Source organism: Nostoc sp. C110, assembly GCF_043099725.1.
In the GTDB taxonomy this organism is placed as follows: Bacteria; Cyanobacteriota; Cyanobacteriia; order Cyanobacteriales; family Nostocaceae; genus Nostoc; species Nostoc muscorum_A.
On the sequence record NZ_CP171148.1, the window covers coordinates 1,776,262 to 1,794,579 of the forward strand.

The window sequence follows — 18,318 nt, forward strand, 5'->3', positions numbered from 1 at the left end:
GGAATCTAGAAAACCCCTCTGCTAAAAGGCAGAAATCGGCGGTTAGAAACCGCGTCTACACAGACGAAACCCGCCTACGCGGGTTTGAAAGCCTTGATTTTCCATTAGTCCGCGTTCGCGTAGCGTTCCGAAGGAAAGGCGGACTTTGTTTGTGTAGCCGCGAATTCCATTCGCTGGGGCTTGGTGCAACATCATGCAGTTGATGGCTAAACCTGAGCGGACATTTGGCTTAATTGTGGGTATTGAAAAGTACCACGAATCTGCTTGGAACGTGCCAGGTGGAGGGTCAGCCGATGATGCGCTGAAATTTGCTCATTGGCTGCATCAGCACGGTGTACCGAAAGAGAATATCCGGTTATGTTTATCAGCACTGGAAGACAATCAGCAGTTAATTGGGGAATGTGGGTTAACTGTAGAGTTAGCAACAGAGCAAAATATCTCCGACATTGTGACTAACTTTTTATCCCCAAAGTCGGGGGATTTACTCTACATTTTTTGGGCAGGACATGGTTTGATTACCTCAGAACGAGAGCGTCGGTTGCTTTGTGCTGATGCAAATAAACAGAATTGGCAGAATTTAGATTTGAATTCTTTATTAGTTTTGTTGGGTTCCGATAATTTTCAGATTCGTAATCATATTTGTATTATTGATGCCTGTGCCAATTATGTTTTAGAGTCGAAGGGAAGACCAACTAATTTAGGTGGCAAAGCTTTTTTGAGTGGACAGCCAAAGCAAGATAGTCAACAATTTGTGTTACTGGCTACGCGAGAAGGAGAAAAAGCTCAGGTAAATTCTGAAAATAAAACAGGATACTTTTCTCAAGCGGTGCGGGAGGCTTTTGCCGCAGCTAATGGGACTTTTCCCCCGAATATGAGGGAAGTTACTGAGGCAGTTAAGCAGCGATTTAAGGGTTTAGATAACAAACAACTGCCGACTTATTTTTATTCCCGCAGTTCGGATGGAGATATCGAAAAACTTCATTTCAACCCGTTTGATATCCCGCATGATATTCCACAGAGTCAAGCTCGTAAGTTTGTTGGCAGGGATGAGCAAATAGAACAATTGCATCAGCTATTACAAGCAAATGATGTTGTGGCTATTAGCGATGTGACTGGGCAAGGTGGCGTGGGTAAAACAGAGTTAGCTATTCAATACTCATGGCAATATTTAGAAGATTATTCTGGCGGGTGTTGTTGGTTAAATCCCCAAGGTATTGATTTGGGAACCCAGTTAGTAGAGTTTGGAGTTGTGAATTTACCTAACTTTAATCCGCCGGATGGTTTAAGCCTAGCAGGTCAAGTTAATTATTGCTGGAAGAATTGGCAAGCTGGCAAAGTTTTATTAATATTTGATGATGTTAAAGACTGGAAGCAAATTCAACCTTATCTACCACCTCAAGGTTCTCGGTTTAAGGTGTTAATTACCACTCGTCAAAACACAGGGTTAGCATATCCATCACTGCCGTTAGGTAAATTGTCAGCAGATGCAGCCTTAGAATTATTAACAACCCTGCTAGGAAAAGATAGGGTTGAGAAGGAATTAGAATTTGCTAAGGGACTTTGGTCGGGTAGCAGGACTATATCGCTATAATCCCGCCCCCTCAGAACCGGACTTGCGCCTTGCAACGCATCCGGCTCAAGCAAGTCATAAACTACAAATTGTTCCAGAATGTATTTGCTGATGGCAGTACAGATGTACGAGTTGTAGGTTGCCGTAATTGTCACCACCACCCTGAGATTTTGGCTTTTTATGATGAAGATGTAACTCCTCATCATTTAATAGAGATTCCCCGCATACAGGACAGACATATTGTTGCTTTTGGGCTATCTTCTGCCTACTTTTGATTAATTCGGATTTAGTTTTAGCTTCTTGCCGTTTAATCCAGTAGTCCCTTAATTTGGGGTCATCGGGTGATGATTTACCTTTAATAAGAATGTGCCTTTCAATCTTAAACCAGGCAAATTTCACCATATAGGCTCCGGTTTGTTTATTACCAAATACCCATCGGTCAAATGGTCTATCAAGATTTAGATTTCCCCAGTATTTAGCCTTACGCCAGCTATCAGACTTATTTCGATGAGTGCGTTTGGCATACATTTTCTGTTTCTCATATAACCAATGGTCAAGAGAATTGAAAATTTTTGAGGCTACCCCAACTCGGAAGTAATTCGCTTGTCCCCGAATAATCGGATTGAGCTTTTTAATGACTGCATCTGCTGACTTACCTTTACAGTTAAGCCATTCAGAACGCAGTTTACTCCGAATATTTAGCACAGACTTTTTACTAGGTTTGATTAACAGCTTCCATCCAGTTTTAGTAGTTTGGTCTTTGTAGTGCCTGATATTGAAACCCAAAAAGTCAAACCCTTCTGTGAGATGCGATATTTTGGTTTTCTCCTGAGAGAGGGTAAGCCCTCTAGCTTGCATCCAGTTATTCAGGATTTGAAGAACAGTTTTTGCATCTTCAAGTGTTTCACAGAACACCACAAAATCATCGGCGAATCTCACCAAAGCTCTAGATGCACGGAGTTCTCCGTCTTTATTATATTTAACTCCCAAGGCGGATTCCATACCGTGCAAAGCTATATTTGCTAACAACGGACTGACAACAGACCCTTGCGGTGTACCAGCATCTGTTGGATGCCATGAACCTGCTTCCATATATCCTGCTAGTAGCCACTGTTTAATTAATTCACGGGCTGGAAAGCCTGTTAAAAGCTCTAACAGAAAATTATGTGATATGTTGTCAAAACATCCTTGAATGTCTGCATCTACCACCCATTTCTTCCGTTTATTCGGTCGGGCTAGGTTATAGATACTGGCAATAGCATCATGGGGGCTACGTCCTGGTCGAAAGCCGTAACTAGACCTTTCAAAAATTGCTTCCCATTCGGGTTCTAAGGCATTTTTAACCATTGCCTGGATGGTACGATCTTGTATTACTGGGATTCCTAAAGGTCGTTTCTTCCCATTAGCTTTTGGGATGTAAATTCGTCGTGCTGGTGATGATTTCCAGGGAGAGTACTCAGTTAATTTATCTACTAACTGACCCCTGGCTGTGGCAGTTTTAATTACTATTTTATCTATTCCTGGTGTGTTTCGACCTCTGTTATACTGCGTCACTTTTCTAACGCTAACTAGGCGATTAGAATAGCTGCGTAGCATCAGTTTCTGGAGAGAGCGTACCTTTTTCAGTTTGCCCTCAGTTTTTGCCCTAAAGATTCGCTGTCTCAAATTCCGAACAATCCGATTGGCTTTGCGCCAGTTGACACAATTCCAATCAGTCTGTCCCTTGGTTCGGTTTACAGTTGCCTGCATCTAACTTACACCTCGGTTTGAAATCATTACAACGGATATTGGTTGACTCACCTGCTTCCCGTCAGCACCTTTTCAGGTTGGATATCTGCCCTATCCACCGGGTTATGGATTTCCCTTGCCTTTCGGCTGGTGGCATTCGCTTTTGGAAGCATCCTTGACCCACTGAAGAATTCGGCTTTCCTTACGGATTGCTTACTGGGTAAATCCCAGACTTCATTGGGGTTACTACGTTACGCACGGATGAGATTTAATTGGGTAGGGTGTCCTCTCTACACCGGAGTGTTTGGTGTCCCAGTTCAACTAAATTGGGGAGTTGAACCTTGACTGAGTATTTCTGAGGTATTCAGTACATTCACTCGTATCACCGTGTCAGCCTTTTCGATGATCAATTCTTACGATGCCTCAACAAGGATTCATTTACATTCACCCATCCAATCTTTCCTTTGCCCGGTTACATTTTTAGGCTAAATGCTCCCTTGGGCTTTACTTTCCGCTTCACACACCACCGTTACCAGTGGTGCATGGGAAGGTTAGGAACAGTCCTGGACACTGGACTGGAGGAATCGGTTCCTCACTCATCTTTTGGAAGCTTTGTATATAGGGGCTTCCAACCCTTCGTGCGCCATCGTGTCGCACCCAATTTGTGAATTATGTACCTGTTGGACTTTACCTAATAGCAGGACTGCGGCAAGAGCCAGGGAGCGAATCATGCTAGCAGACATTCTCGCACAGCTACAAAAGCAAGCATCAGCAGGCGAGTCTGGTGTAGCAGCAGCTTTTGAGTTGAATTGGCAAAGCTTGGAACCAGAAGCGCAAAAATTGGCTTGTCTGTTGAGTTTGTTTGCTTTGGCTCCTATCCCTTGGTCTTTGGTAGAATCAGCAGCAAGTTCTAGCGATTTGGAATTTGACTTAAAAGCTAACCGCACTATTTTAGTTGAGCGTTATTTGCTGCAAGAATTAGCAGAGGATACCTACCAAATCCATGAGCGCATTCGGGAATTATTGCAGCAGAAGTTAGAATATTTGGCGGAAGCAGATGAACTCAAGCGTGGCTATTGTCAAGCAATGGTAGCCTTAGCAAAAGATATTCCTAACACACCCACATTGATAGAAATTGCTAAAGTAACTCTTGCCATCCCTCACCTTGGGGAAGCTGCCACAGTTTACCAAGCGTGGTTAAGTGATGATGATTTAATCTGGCCTTTTTTGGGCTTGGGTAGATTTTACCAAGGTCAAGGAGCCTACGTGCAAGCTTTACCGTGGCGCGAACAATGTTTATCTTCTACAAGAAAACGTTTTGGGGATGAACACCTAGATGTTGCAACTAGCCTGAACAATTTGGCATTACTCTACTATTCACAGGGAAGGTACAGCGATGCCGAACCTTTGTACATCCAATCTTTGGCGATGAAAAAACGCCTGCTGGGGGATGAACACCCAGATGTGGCACAAACCCTGAACAATTTGGCAGCACTCTACCGTTCACAGGGAAAGTACAGCGATGCTGAACCTTTGTATATCGAAGCTTTAGATATGTATAAACGCCTGCCGGGGGATGAACACCCAGATGTGGCAACTAGCCTGAACAATTTGGCATTACTCTACTATTCACAAGGAAGGTACAGCGATGCCGAACCTTTGTACATCCAAGCTTTGGAGATAGACAAACGCCTACTGGGAGATGAACACCCAGATGTGGCAATTGACCTGAACAATTTGGCATTACTCTACAAATCACAGGGAAGGTTCAGTGATGCCGAACCTTTGTACATCCAATCTTTGGCGATGAAAAAACGCCTGCTGGGGGATGAACACCCAGATGTGGCACAAACCCTGAACAATTTGGCGGCACTCTACCGTTCACAGGGAAAGTACAGCGATGCTGAACCTTTGTACATCCAATCTTTGGCGATGAAAAAACGCCTGCTGGGGGATGAACACCCAGATGTGGCAAATAGCCTGAACAATTTGGCAGAACTCTACTATTTCCAGAGAAGGGACAGTGAAGCCGAACCTTTGTACATCCAAGCTTTAGAGATGATGAAACGTCTGCTAGGGCATGAACACCCAGATGTGGCACAAAACCTGAACAATTTGGCATTACTCTACGATTCTCAGGGAAGGTACAACGATGCCGAACCTTTGTATATCCAAGCTTTGGATATCGCTGAAAAACTGTTGGGGGCAAATCATCCCAATACAATAAACATTCGTGAAAATCTGGAATACTTGCGGCGGAATCGTCAGCCTTGATTCAGGAGAATGGTTGCTTTTGTCTGGCGTTGGTTTCAGTAATTTAGGTAATCTGCATCGGTTGCATTACCCGCTTGGGATTCACATCCCAGTCTAATAAGTAGGCAAGATAATTAATTACACAATGTCATTGCAAATGTAGTCAAGCAAAATAATGCGATCGCACAACCTAAAACTACTTCTCTACGATATGCTTTGCGAAGGGTGCGATCGCAATTACTGTAAATATTATTGTTTATCTATTTAATGAGCCTCTGAACCTCATTAAAGAGTCTTTTAGCTCCATTAATGAGTCTTTTAGCTCCATTAATGAGCCTCTGAACCCCATTAAAGAGTCTTTGAACTCCATTAATGAGCCTTTGAACTCCATTAATGAGCCTTTGAACTCCATTAATGAGCCTTTGAACTCCATTAAAGAGTCTTTGAACTCGATTAATGAGTCTTTGAACTCCATTAATGAGTCTTTTAGCTCCATTAATGAGTCTCTGAACTCCTTTCCACTATTCACCTACAGCAATTCCAGATCCTTGATTTCTTTGAAAAATCAGCGATCTAACTACAAGTAGTTTTGACTCTACTTTGTCAGAGATTATTAAATTCAGAATAAAATAGTAAATATATCTTTGTTTTTTATACTTAATTTATGATGGTAAAATTTGAAATCCAGCTTGATAAAAATGATTATCTAAGGTTAAAGCTGTAACAATCTCTCGTTGTTGCATAACGATGAATGATAAACAATCAGTGAGAGAATAAGATTTGTCTTTATGCTTTTGAAAATATTCCCATCCCTGATTAAATAGAGTTCGATCGATTTCGATTAATTCTATATCAGGACTTTCTAATAAACTATTACCAACTTCAACTGCTTTATAATGAAGGTTTCGACTATTAAAAAAAAGTAACAACTTTATCAAAAACGTATGTTGTTGTGATTAAAAAAGTTTTGATTTTATTAAATTAGCCCAATTTTGTAATACTTTTTGATGAGCATCTTCATTTTTGATTTCCAGAGCTAAAATATAGCTGGTATCTAAAAAGTAGATATTTCTCACGGGTTATAGAGATAGCGATCGTGGTTAATTGCACCATCTGTTACATCACATTCCACAGGATTTGAACCTAAATCCCAAATAGAAGATGTTTGTTTGATGCTAGTAATAATAATTTTTCCATTTTTTTGAATAATCTCAAACTCTTGGTTTTCTCCTAAGAGTTCTTTAGGGATTAATAAGCCTTTTTCTGTTGCTGTTAATTTCATGTTTAATTAGCTCCATTTATTTTGTAAGTTAATCAAATGAATTTGCTTTAGGGCAGGCAAGATGCCCACCCCACAAAATTGGATAAGGCCTACCAGTTACCTACAGGTTGAGCATCATGAGAAAACATTGATGGATCGATTGAAATGCCCAATCCTTCAGCTACACGACGACCATAAGAAATATCTGCCCGGAAGAAGTGGCAAAGTTGGCGCATTTGGATGTCTTCCCTTGCTTGAGAGAGACTACCGACAATATTTTTAGCAAGACGCTCTTGCTGTTCAGGAGTTAGTAACCGATACAGATTACCTGCTTGGGTATAATCGTCGTTTCCTTCACGATGACTGTAACGATCGACTGTGACATCGCCCAAATGACTAGGTGGTTCTGCATAAGCTGGATTTTCTTTGGGCGTACCCTCAGCACTATTCGGCTCATAGTTAGGAACGCTACCGCCGTTGTTCCCCGGTGCCATAAAGCCATCTCGCTGATAATGCATCACTGGACATTTGGGCTGGTTAACGGGTAGTTGCTGATAGTTACCACCCAAGCGATACCGTTGAGCATCTGGGTAAGAAAAAATTCGAGCTTGCAGCATTTTGTCTGGAGAGAAACTAATGCCAGGAACCACCGCACTAGGGCTAAAAGCGGCTTGCTCTACTTCAGCGAAATAATTCTCAGGGTTACGATTTAACTCTAATATCCCGACTTCAATTAAAGGATATTCTCCTTGTTTCCAAACTTTGGTCAAGTCAAAAGGATTATCAGGATGTTTTTCCGCTTGCTCTTCAGTCATCACCTGAATACACATCCGCCACTTAGGATAGTCTTTGTTAGCGATCGCTTCAAACAAATCGTGAGTTGCATGATCGGGATCTTCGCCCTTAATCTTAGCCGATTCTTCCTCTGTCAAAGTTTGATGCCCTTGCAGAGTCTTAAAGTGAAATTTACACCAAACGCGATCGCCTTCAGCATTAATTAAACTAAAAGTGTGGCTACCAAAGCCATCCATGTGTCGATGGGTTTTGGGAATTCCCCGATCTGAAAACAGGATCGTCACCTGGTGAAGCGATTCTGGACTGAGTGACCAAAAATCCCACTTTGCATTCTGGTCTTTGCAATTGGTTTGGGGATTGCGCTTTTGGGTATGGATAAAATCAGGAAACTTCAAAGGGTCGCGAATGAAGAAAATAGGGGTATTGTTACCTACAAGATCCCAGTTACCCTCCTCAGTATAAAACTTGAGGGAAAAACCTCTAGGGTCACGCTCGGCATCTGCTGAACCCTTTTCTCCGCCAACTGTCGAAAAGCGCAAGAGAACTTCCGTTTTCTTGCCAATTTCAGAAAAAAGTTTGGCTTTACTGTAGCGGGTAATGTCATTGGTAATAGTCAAAGTACCATGAGCAGCCGCACCTTTAGCGTGAACAACTCTTTCAGGAATACGTTCTCTGTTGAAATGAGCCAGCTTTTCTATGAGGTGGAAATCCTGCATTAATACAGGGCCACGCGCTCCAGCTGTAAGTGAGTTCTGGTTATCGCTAACTGGAATACCGTCAGCAGTTGTCAAGTTTTGGGGTTCAGTCATGGGTTAAAGAAGCTCTCCATGTAAGTTACTCAGATTGCCCACAGTACATTTTAGTCAGTAGATGGATACCTACTGATAGAACAATCTAATTCATAGTCATTACGAGTTTGTATATAAATCATACTCGATATGATTATGAATTACAAGGAATTTTTTTGTATTTTGGTAAGATGCAGAGACGATATATCGCCTCTATACTGCCTTTCAGGTATTTAAATGTTTGAGAATCAACGAGCAAACATCTGTCGCCTCAATTTGATGTTCATCAACTAGGTGAGTTTGATGGGTAATAAATAGAGGCCCTTCATCTGGGGAAGTGGTGATATTACCGTGAGAGCCACGCACCAGGGAAGCATCCAAAGGAATTACATCCATTAAGTAGCGAAAACCTAATTGTTTCTTAAGTAACTTGAGAGCAATTTTTCCTTGAGGAAATTTAATTTGCGGATCAAGGAAAAGTTCTACAGGATCGTAACCAGGTTTGCGGTGGATATCTACAGTTCTAGCAAAATCAGGCGCTTTGGCATCATCGAGCCAATAATAATAGGTAAACCAAGCGTCAGATTGTGCGATCGCTACCAACTCACCCGATCTAGGATGATTGAGATGGTAGGCTTGTTTACCCTCTTCATCCAATACCTGCGCTACGCCTTCAGTCGCTTCTAAAAGCGATCGCACTTTCGGGATATACGCCGGATCGTTCACATATACATGAGCAATTTGGTGATCGGCAACGGCAAAGGCAATGCTAGCACCAAAATCGAGCAGTTCTCGCCCTAATTCTTCCCGCACAGCAATTAAACCGTTTTGCCGTAATACGCGGTTCAAATCCACAGCTTTAGAAACTGGGGTAATGCCATACTCAGAAAGAATAATTACTTGAGTATTACGTGCTTGAAAATATTCAATTAAATCACCACAAACAGCATCAATTTCTCGCAAATCTGCTTGAATCTGTGTTTGATTGTTACCAAATTTTTGCAGACAGTAATCTAAATGTGGTAAATAAACTAGTGATAATGTCGGGCTGTAACGTTCCTCAATCCATTTTGCTGAATTGGCAATCCATTGACTAGAACTAATGGTAGTTTTTGGGCCCCAAAAATCGAACAGAGGAAAATTTCCTAAATCAGATTGAATTTGCGATCGCACATCACTAGGATGGGTATAAATATCAGATAATTTTCTCCCATCTGCGGGATACATTGGGCGTGGCGTAATGGCATAATCTACTGAAGAGTACATGTTGTACCACCAAAAAAGGTTGGCACAAGTGAAAGTTGGGTCAAGTGATTTAGCTATTTCCCAAACTTTGGGAGCTTGTACTAGTTTATTAGATTGTCGCCAAAACTTCACCTCACATTCATCGCGGAAGTACCAACCATTAGCGACAATTCCATGTTCATTAGGCAATTTTCCTGTTAAATAAGTAGCTTGAACCGAACAAGTTACAGCAGGTAGAACTTTTTTAATGGGAGCCACTTGCCCTTTATCAGCCCAAGAAGATAAAAACGGCGTGTTTTCTCCTAGTAAACTGGGCGTTAATCCCACGACATTTAGAACAACTGTTTTTTTCATAAACTTAGTTTCTTCTTAATTTGCGACGAATTCTTTTAATATCCACTCATATTCACGCTGAATAGAAGTCAGCATATCTATCTTCATTTCTGACGGCAATACATCCCAAGTGTAAGTTTCAATTTCTAAATGGGAGCAAGCATTATTTGTCTGAAGTAGCTGTAAAACAGTAGCAATATCATCTTGGGTAGATTGCAAAATTTGATAATCATGAATGAAAATTGGGACATGAAAGTGAGTGCGCCATTCTTCAGCTAAAGATTCCTCTAAATGTGGTAATGCAGTTATTAAATCAGGATAGTGATGGAGTGTACCATCGCTACGGCATTCTATTACCTGGTGAAGATAGGTAGATTCTGCAAAAGGACGTAAACGTTCAACTATCAAACTACGCTTCTCAACATCAGCAGGTATTTTTACTTTAATTGCAGCACTGATTTGAATTTTCCCAATTTTAATTCCTGCCGATTGCAAACGTGTAAATACAGAAGCTGGCTGCTCATATTCAACTGAGAAATGGCAGGTATCATAACAAAGCCGAACGTGTTCTAGCAATTTAGTCTCTGCTAAATCTTGTTCAATATTTAATTTTTCTGATAAATAACTACCACCGATTGGCAATAACCAATTTTGATAGAAGTCAACTACTTCTGAAGTATTTTCAATTAAACCATCAGGCTCAGGTTCTAAATCAATATGAAGTATCTTGCCTGTTTCTTCACCGATACGAATCATTTCTACAACAACTGATGCTATGTTCAAACAACTCTTTTTCAGAACAGTCTCGAAAGTTGCTTGGTCTTTTACCCACCAAGGTTTATAGGATAATGGTAGTGTAGAAATTCCGCCATCAAGCCCTTGAGGTAAGAGACTAGCTAAAATGTGTGCCAAGTTTAATGTATAATTAACCCGTTCTTTTGTAGACCAATCTGGTGCATAAACTTGGTCTTTTACCACCTGTCTATGAAATCCGCCATAAGGGAATCCATTTAAGGTGAAAACATATAAATCTTGTTGAGTCAGCCAATCTTGGAATTGAACCAAGTTATTACTTTCTAAAAGTTCTTTTGCAGCAACATCTGCTAACCTCAAGCCAATACCAAAAGCTTCTGTAGGCGATAAACGTGATTTGAGTTCGGGAATATACTTCTCTAAATTGGCGAAAACCTCTAGCCAACTTTCACCAGGATGAATATTACTGCAATAAGTTAAGTGAAAATTATTGTTTTTTGTAATTTTCATTTTCTAGCTCTATCCTTTGTATATGTAATCTCTTTTCTTTGGCTTAAACTATTTCACAAAATAATTGCTACATATTCATGGGTAGGGGCGCACATCTATGCGCCCCTATAGCCGATTAATGGTATTACTGGATGTATACATTCAAATTTAAGTAACAGCAAATACTTTTGCTAACTTCATCGAAATTGGTAGCAAGATTAGAACGGATAAACCGTAATACAAACCAGCAAAACCAGATGCAATGGTTGCATCTAAGACTATTAGAGATAAAACACCTATTTTCACAGCATTTCTGATATTTTCAGCTATCGGTTCCCGCGCTGCTTTAATAAAGTTAGGCAAGATTCTGATAGCCAGGAAAATAGCGAATGGTAAAGCTGCGATCGCTGTATACTCTTCTAATAATCCTAAAGCTAAAACTGCCGTCAAAACTATTGCAATTAGCAGTAGCGCAAGTACTCCCGTAATCTTCTTACCACCGTGAACTTCACCCTGACTAATTGCGGTGATAGCAGCAATATAAAGAACAGGAATCAGTGCTAAATACCAACGTTCTCCGATTATTTCTGGTACAGCACTTACGCCTAATAATAAGTTACTGCCACGGCACAAACCCATATTTAAAGGGCCGAAAAAAGGATGATGTTTGGCGAGTGAGTTATAGAGGAGGCATGAAAGAGTGATAAAAATAGCGATCGCACCACTCAACAACGATACTTGAAAAGCAGCTATAATCCCGATTGTAAACAGTATACTCCCCAATAAAGTAGCATTTTGACGAGATACGCGACCACTGGGAATTGCTCTATTTGGTCGTTCTTTTGCGTCTAATTCTGCATCGAAAACATCATTAAAAACTATACCGCCACCGTATAAGCCAGTTGTAGCCAATAACAACCAAGCTAATGGAATTAGTATGGAAAAACTTGCTTCTCCATTCATTAATTGAGCAAAAATAATTCCAGAACCAGAAGCAGCAAAACCTAGAAGAATATCTGCCCAAGCAGTAACAATATTAGCAGGACGCATCAATTCCAGATAACCCCGCCAACTTTGAAAATTTAAGCTTGCAACATTCACTTATCTGCCTCCGTGCCTAGTATTTCTCAAAATAAACCGCATATTACAGATTAACCAGATATTTATACACTCCTCACTGCCAATTTTTTACTCAATCAACACAAAATCTGCAACTGATTTGATTCCTGGTTCTTGTCCCCGTAGCACAGAATTACCACTGAACATTTGACGTTGATCGATAGATTGAGGATTGAGCCAATCTGAAGCTTTCATCTGCCCAGTTTGACTGTAAGCAGCTAGAGCATTTTCATAACAAACTGCTCGCACATGTTCTTCAGGAATACCCCTATCTAACATCAACTGAGCCGTTTTCGGGACTGCCAAAGGATCGCTAATACCCCAATCAGCACTACTATCTACAATGATGCGATCGCATCCATACTTACGGACAACTTCTACCATCCGGGCGTTACCCATCTTCGTCTGTGGGTAAATCGTGAAAGCTGCCCAAAAACCTCGTCCTAATACTTCTTCAACAGTTTCTTCGTTGTTGTGATCGATAACTACTTGTGAAGGATCTAAGCCATATTCAATACAGCGATCCATACTCCGACTAGCACCCGCCTTCTTATTACGGTGAGGAGTATGAATTAGTACCAACGTATCGAGTTCTTTGGCTAATTCTAACTGTTGACAAAAGTACTTATCCTCTGCTTCTGTCATGTCGTCATAGCCAATTTCACCAATGGCAACAACTCCTTCTTTACAGGCATAAAGTGGTAGCAGTTCCATAACTTCATCTGCTAGCGCTTCATTGTTAGCTTCTTTCGGATTTAGTCCGATTGTGCAGTAGTGTTGGATGCCAAACTGACTAGCACGAAAGCGTTCCCAGCCGACAAGACTACTGAAGTAGTCTTTAAATGAGCCAGCATTCGTTCGGGGTTGTCCTAACCAAAAGGCTGGTTCAATAACGGCGACAATGCCATATTCCCGCATTACTAAGTAATCGTAAGTAGTACGGGAACACATGTGAATGTGAGGATCGATATACATCATGGTTTTAATGATTGGGCATTGGGAAAGAGGAGGCAGGAGGCAGAAGGCAGGAGGCAGAAGTACTTTAATTTTGAATTGATTTCTCCCTCATCCCCACTCGCCACTCCCTTTTATTTGTAAACAAAGAGGCGTTAGCGCAGCTTGCCGCAGGCATCACGGCTAAAATTGTTCCAAGTCAGATTACCTTGTTGAATGGATGACTGTAAATCTGGGTAACGAGAAAGTAATGCTTGCGCTTGGGGTAAAGGAGACTCAGCACAAGCTAACGCTGCGGCTTCTTGTTCGGCTGTATCCCCATTAGCCAGTACTTTTTCCAAATCTGTAACGATCGCACTATCCGCAAACCGCCCTACAGGTCGCCAAAGTTCTGGCGTAACTGAGCGTTTAGCTGCCCAACGTTCATGGGCATAGTCTGCTAACATCTTCGCTAATTCTGGGTTAGCACGTTGGTCTAGTCCCCAAATTAGATGCAAAGGACTGCTGACAAACACAGCCTTCAGTACCATCTGGTTCCAAGCAGCATTGTCTAAATAATTCGCTGGATAAGGGTTACGTAGTGCTATGGCTTGGAATACATTACTCATATTGCTGCGAATTCCCTCAGCAGCGCGATGGCGATGTAACTCTGGATGTGCTAACAGCGGCAAACTTTGATAAAGAGCAACTAACTCTCCCATATCAGCAGTGGAGAAGACTTGATCGAGCGATCGCACATACCCCTGGGCATCATCGTGGGGCAAAGCTAGAAGCAAGAGTGTGCGACCTGCTTGATCTACACTCCAATTACCAGGATACCAACCGGGAATCACATCTTCTGCTGCTTCCAAGTCCTGGAATGTTAGCTGCAAATCCTGTTTACCTAGATAACGCGGTACAGCACTAAATGCCGTGAAAAAAATTCTTTCAGCAGCGCCGCTAGAAATTTGTGCCTGCTTCTGCTCCAGCCAAGCAAAAGCTTTATCTGAAACAGACTTTAACAACCAGTGATGCAGTAACTTGTTTACTTTACTCATGATAAATTTCAGGAGAAGTTGCCCAACTTTTTTGTGACAACTAAGTATAAAATCTACCACTAAACTTGATACTTTGTGTTTAAAACAGCTAATAATATACTACTGAGTTCCTAACTTTACTGAATCTATAAAGTTTTCCCGGTTTTAGAGAAGATATTGTAAAGATCCTATTTTAATTAGATAAACTCTAGAATTAACTTACGTAAAAAAATTAAAATTTTATATAAATAAGAATATCCATTGCTAATTTAAGATATAAACGATAGGCATCAATAAAGTTGTAAATTAATGTTATTTTCAGCTTTGTTTAACACGATAACTGCAATTTAGAATTATGATTAATCTAATGATTTCAACTGTTTAAAAAGTCATCTAAATGCTAAAGTATTTGATGACTTACTATCTTGAATGTAGTCTAAATTGTAATTGCATTAGTGCATATATTCCCAGTCACTAAAAAATAATAATACTTTAAATGGCTATTAAACAAAAAACCGCTCTTAATCTGCAACCAATTAACCAATGTGTCCGCGTTACCTTCAACTATGATGTTCACTTCACGAGAGGTCTATTTCAGTTAGATAATCCTTTATTTGCACAAGTGATTGCCGCAGATGGGGAAACAACCCCAAAGCAAGTACTAGCTGTAGTAGATGGAGGATTTTTACAGTACCAAGATGGCTTACTAAAAAAATTATCAGTCTATGCTCAGTATTATGAAGATGTATTAACACTGAGCGGTGAGCCAATAGTAGTTCTTGGTGGAGAACGAGTTAAGAACGATTCTAGATTTATAGAGCAAATTCATCAGCGAATCAATGCAGCTGGATTGTGCCGTCACTCATACGTTTTAGCAATTGGAGGTGGAGCCGTCCTAGATATGGTAGGATACGCAGCAACAACGGCTCATCGAGGAATTCGGCTACTACGAGTACCGACAACAGTATTAGGGCAAAACGATTCGGGTGTAGGGGTAAAAAACGGAATCAATGCTTTCGGCAAGAAAAACTTTTTGGGTACATTCATGCCGCCTTATGCTGTCTTAAATGACTTTGATTTTCTGACTAGCCTTGACGATCGAGATTGGCGATCGGGTATTGCAGAGGCGGTGAAAGTAGCGCTGATTAAAGATGCAGATTTCTTCGATTTCATCATGACTAATGCCGATAAATTGGCTAATCGGGATATGGACATAATGGAAAGACTGATCTATCGCTGTTCGCAGTTGCATTTGGAGCATATTGCTGGTGGCGGCGATCCATTTGAAATGGGTTCATCGCGTCCTTTGGATTTTGGACACTGGGCTGCTCATAAACTGGAGCATTTAACTAATTACAGTTTACGTCACGGTGAAGCTGTAGCGATCGGTATTGCTTTGGATACGACCTATTCATATTTAACAGGTCAACTTTTGAAATCTGAGTGGCAAAGTATTCTACATACACTCAATAAGTTGGGGTTTACATTGTATGTATCGGCACTTACAGAGCAATTAGATCAACTAGACCATCCCCATTGTCTATTTAGGGGGCTTACCGAGTTCCGCGAACACTTGGGAGGAAATTTAACAATCACTCTTCTAGAAGGAATTGGGCAGGGAATAGAAGTCCACCAGGTGGATTTGTCTTTGTATAGAGATGCTATTTTGATGCTGCAAGATTGGCAACTCTCGCATTGATTCTATCTCGTGGAAGGGAAGTTAGAGTGGATTGCATACAAACAAGCGATCGCTAACCAAAATTTTATAGCGATCGCAAGCACAATTCTATTCCTGACTTGTTTTCGGTTTGATGTATGCGATCGCTTGTTTCCAAACGGTGGTTTGCTGACTGTTTTCATCAGCAATACAGATACACTGTGGATCTTGCCATACAACCTTTCCTGTGAGTACATCCTGAGTTACCAGCTTTAACTCAACTGGCGTTGTTTGTTTAATCAGGTTTTGGACTTGTCTAATACTGGGTAAAGTGGTGTCAAATTCGGTAAGCATTTTTAGTAAAGATGAACGTACAAGGCAAAATAAAGAGTAACTAATCCTTGATAATTCATCCTTGAGAAAATGGCAATCGAATTTACTAAGTATCATGGTCTGGGTAACGATTTTATTCTGATTGACAATCGCTCGTCATCTTTGCCCGTATTGACTCCAGAGCAAGCCATCCAGTTGTGCGATCGCCATTTTGGTATCGGTGCTGATGGTGTAATTTTTGCCCTACCTGGAGAAAACGGCACTGACTACACCATGCGGATTTTTAATTCTGATGGTTCAGAACCAGAAATGTGTGGCAATGGCATTCGCTGTTTAGCTGGCTTTTTGGCAGATTTAGAAGGTGAATCCCGGAATAAAGATTCATATCGCATTCATACTTTGGGTGGTGTAATGACTCCCCAACTCTTATCTGATGGTCTAGTTAAAGTAAACATGGGTTTACCCAGATTACTCGCTGGCGAAATTCCTACCACTCTTGCATCTGTTGAAGAAAAAGTCATTTCTCAGCCGTTGGAGGTGGCGGGGAAAACTTGGGAAGTAACTTGTGTAAATATGGGAAATCCTCACTGCATTACCTTTGTGGAAGATGTAGCAGCAATTGAACTAGAAACCATAGGCCCGAAATTTGAGCATCACCCAGCTTTTCCCCAACGCATAAATACCGAATTTATTCAAGTGGTGCGCCCTGACTATTTGAAAATGCGGGTGTGGGAACGGGGTGCTGGAATTACATTAGCTTGTGGGACTGGTGCTTGCGCTTCTTTAGTGGCTGGTGTGTTAACTGGGAAATGCGATCGCACCGCCACTGTAGAATTACCTGGTGGTCCCTTGCAAATTGAATGGTCAGAAGTAGACCAACGGGTTTACATGACAGGCCCGACCCAAAAGGTATTCACTGGTAAACTGTAACCAGCTTCTCATTGGCATTACTCAAGTATTTCGAGGTTTGTAGTAAGCACTTTAGTGCTTAATAAATCAGGACTAAAGTCCTTACTACGAACTTTTTAAGATTCACTATGGGTATTAACTTTAGATTGCACAGATTCTTTATTAGAAATTGCTAGATATATACCCCCGACAATTAGAGCCAACCCTAGCAAGTTAAAAATACTCAAGTTTTCCGAGAAAAGTATCCAAGCAAGAATAGCAACAATCACTGGATTGAGTAACAAAAGTAAAGAGATGAATCCTGAAGAAAAAGTTTTCAGGCTGTATACAATTAGCCCATGACCCAAGGATTCGCAAATACCAGCTAGTGCAAATACTACTAACCACCCTGACAAAGAAACTGGCAAAGGTTGTTTTTCAAAGATTAGCACTACTGGAATCATCAATGAAGTTGCGATGACACAGCGCCACAGAAGGATAGTAATAATTGAAAACTTATTGCGGATTTGCTCGATTAGTAAAAAGTTTGCTGCATAAAATATCGACGATATTAAGGCAACAGCATCACCTGTAAAATTATTATTAGAACGTAATAAATCTTCAAATCCAACTGCGATCGCGCCGATTATGGCTAATATCAGACCGATGATAAATTTGCGCCCAAAAATCTGATTAAAAAATAGCCATCCTCCTAATGTAGTAAATAGCGGATTAAGACTACCTAATGCATTAGCATTAGCAGCACCCGTCTGGGTTAGCGCCCAAGTCCAAGATAATCGCCCTAATACATGAACTAGACCAACTGCGATTAAAAACGATATCTCTTTGATTGGATAAGGTTGCTGTGGTAATACAGGTTTATCATCTTTAATCTGAGTTCGTGCTTGGTTAATTCCACTCCATAATCCAAAGATAATAGTCGCTATCCATAAACGATTAAATAATGTAGCAGTAGCGCTCATTTCTCTAAGAGCAATTTTAATAAATATTGCTGTTGAAGATAAAGCTAATAGTGCAATTATTACTATGATTATCGGCAGGATGTTTAAAGTTTTATCAGACTTTTCTGGTGTTAGGCTTAATTGGTTTTCTGCCATTTAGTTTATATTTATTAT

18 protein-coding genes are annotated in these 18,318 nt (G+C 40.8%); 5 read left to right on the forward strand and 13 right to left on the reverse strand.

Annotated features, from left to right (window positions below; translation table 11 throughout):
- Positions 1 to 42 precede the first annotated feature (42 nt).
- The gene (locus ACFFRD_RS13235; RefSeq protein ID WP_392481896.1) at positions 43 to 195 is read right to left on the reverse strand and encodes a hypothetical protein; all 153 of its coding nucleotides are present in this window, start codon (positions 193 to 195) and stop codon (positions 43 to 45) included.
- Positions 196 to 202: 7 nt separating this feature from the next.
- On the opposite strand from ACFFRD_RS13235, the gene ACFFRD_RS13240 reads away from it, so the two are divergent.
- Positions 203 to 1,591: an NB-ARC domain-containing protein,Caspase domain-containing protein gene (locus ACFFRD_RS13240; protein WP_392481897.1), complete on the forward strand. Its 1,389-nt coding sequence runs from the start codon at positions 203 to 205 to the stop codon at positions 1,589 to 1,591.
- A gap of 54 nt (positions 1,592 to 1,645) precedes the next feature.
- On the opposite strand, the gene ltrA is transcribed toward ACFFRD_RS13240, so the two are convergent.
- Positions 1,646 to 3,319, reverse strand: a complete 1,674-nt coding sequence (gene ltrA, locus ACFFRD_RS13245) for a group II intron reverse transcriptase/maturase (RefSeq protein ID WP_392476170.1) — start codon at positions 3,317 to 3,319, stop codon at positions 1,646 to 1,648.
- Positions 3,320 to 3,361: 42 nt separating this feature from the next.
- On the opposite strand from ltrA, the gene ACFFRD_RS13250 reads away from it, so the two are divergent.
- Positions 3,362 to 3,643: a hypothetical protein gene (locus tag ACFFRD_RS13250; protein ID WP_392476171.1), complete on the forward strand. Its 282-nt coding sequence runs from the start codon at positions 3,362 to 3,364 to the stop codon at positions 3,641 to 3,643.
- Positions 3,644 to 4,027: 384 nt separating this feature from the next.
- The gene (locus ACFFRD_RS13255) at positions 4,028 to 5,572 is read left to right on the forward strand and encodes a tetratricopeptide repeat protein (protein ID WP_392481898.1); all 1,545 of its coding nucleotides are present in this window, start codon (positions 4,028 to 4,030) and stop codon (positions 5,570 to 5,572) included.
- Between the two features lie 235 nt (positions 5,573 to 5,807).
- On the opposite strand, the gene ACFFRD_RS13260 is transcribed toward ACFFRD_RS13255, so the two are convergent.
- The 9 genes from ACFFRD_RS13260 to ACFFRD_RS13300 form a co-directional block, all read right to left on the reverse strand.
- A complete protein-coding gene (locus ACFFRD_RS13260) occupies positions 5,808 to 6,080 on the reverse strand; it encodes a hypothetical protein (RefSeq protein ID WP_392481899.1) in 273 nt (90 codons plus the stop codon).
- Positions 6,081 to 6,213: 133 nt separating this feature from the next.
- A complete protein-coding gene (locus tag ACFFRD_RS13265; RefSeq protein ID WP_392481900.1) occupies positions 6,214 to 6,489 on the reverse strand; it encodes a type II toxin-antitoxin system VapC family toxin in 276 nt (91 codons plus the stop codon).
- A gap of 134 nt (positions 6,490 to 6,623) precedes the next feature.
- Positions 6,624 to 6,833: a hypothetical protein gene (locus ACFFRD_RS13270; RefSeq protein WP_392481901.1), complete on the reverse strand. Its 210-nt coding sequence runs from the start codon at positions 6,831 to 6,833 to the stop codon at positions 6,624 to 6,626.
- An 89-nt stretch (positions 6,834 to 6,922) separates the two neighbouring features.
- Positions 6,923 to 8,416 (reverse strand): catalase, encoded by a 1,494-nt coding sequence (locus tag ACFFRD_RS13275; protein WP_392481902.1) that lies wholly within the window; start codon positions 8,414 to 8,416, stop codon positions 6,923 to 6,925.
- Positions 8,417 to 8,620: 204 nt separating this feature from the next.
- Positions 8,621 to 9,994, reverse strand: coding sequence for an alkaline phosphatase family protein (locus ACFFRD_RS13280; RefSeq protein ID WP_392481903.1), 1,374 nt, complete (start codon positions 9,992 to 9,994; stop codon positions 8,621 to 8,623).
- A 15-nt stretch (positions 9,995 to 10,009) separates the two neighbouring features.
- Positions 10,010 to 11,236, reverse strand: coding sequence for a metabolite traffic protein EboE (gene eboE, locus ACFFRD_RS13285; RefSeq protein WP_392481904.1), 1,227 nt, complete (start codon positions 11,234 to 11,236; stop codon positions 10,010 to 10,012).
- A gap of 147 nt (positions 11,237 to 11,383) precedes the next feature.
- The gene (gene eboC, locus ACFFRD_RS13290; RefSeq protein ID WP_392481905.1) at positions 11,384 to 12,316 is read right to left on the reverse strand and encodes a UbiA-like protein EboC; all 933 of its coding nucleotides are present in this window, start codon (positions 12,314 to 12,316) and stop codon (positions 11,384 to 11,386) included.
- 87 nt (positions 12,317 to 12,403) lie between these two features.
- Positions 12,404 to 13,312, reverse strand: a complete 909-nt coding sequence (locus ACFFRD_RS13295) for a TatD family hydrolase (protein ID WP_392481906.1) — start codon at positions 13,310 to 13,312, stop codon at positions 12,404 to 12,406.
- 131 nt (positions 13,313 to 13,443) lie between these two features.
- Complete coding sequence (locus tag ACFFRD_RS13300; RefSeq protein WP_392481907.1) at positions 13,444 to 14,325, reverse strand: EboA family metabolite traffic protein; 882 nt, start codon at positions 14,323 to 14,325, stop codon at positions 13,444 to 13,446.
- A gap of 475 nt (positions 14,326 to 14,800) precedes the next feature.
- Here ACFFRD_RS13300 and ACFFRD_RS13305 point away from each other — a divergent pair, with 475 nt between their 5' ends.
- The gene (locus ACFFRD_RS13305) at positions 14,801 to 16,003 is read left to right on the forward strand and encodes a 3-dehydroquinate synthase (protein WP_392481908.1); all 1,203 of its coding nucleotides are present in this window, start codon (positions 14,801 to 14,803) and stop codon (positions 16,001 to 16,003) included.
- Positions 16,004 to 16,090: 87 nt separating this feature from the next.
- Here ACFFRD_RS13305 and ACFFRD_RS13310 read toward each other — a convergent pair whose 3' ends face one another.
- The gene (locus ACFFRD_RS13310; RefSeq protein WP_190937039.1) at positions 16,091 to 16,315 is read right to left on the reverse strand and encodes an RNA chaperone Hfq; all 225 of its coding nucleotides are present in this window, start codon (positions 16,313 to 16,315) and stop codon (positions 16,091 to 16,093) included.
- A 69-nt stretch (positions 16,316 to 16,384) separates the two neighbouring features.
- On the opposite strand from ACFFRD_RS13310, the gene dapF reads away from it, so the two are divergent.
- Positions 16,385 to 17,224 (forward strand): diaminopimelate epimerase, encoded by an 840-nt coding sequence (gene dapF, locus ACFFRD_RS13315; protein ID WP_392481909.1) that lies wholly within the window; start codon positions 16,385 to 16,387, stop codon positions 17,222 to 17,224.
- Between the two features lie 95 nt (positions 17,225 to 17,319).
- Here the strand turns inward: dapF and ACFFRD_RS13320 are convergent, their stop codons facing one another.
- Complete coding sequence (locus tag ACFFRD_RS13320; protein WP_392481910.1) at positions 17,320 to 18,300, reverse strand: DMT family transporter; 981 nt, start codon at positions 18,298 to 18,300, stop codon at positions 17,320 to 17,322.
- Positions 18,301 to 18,318 lie beyond the last annotated feature (18 nt).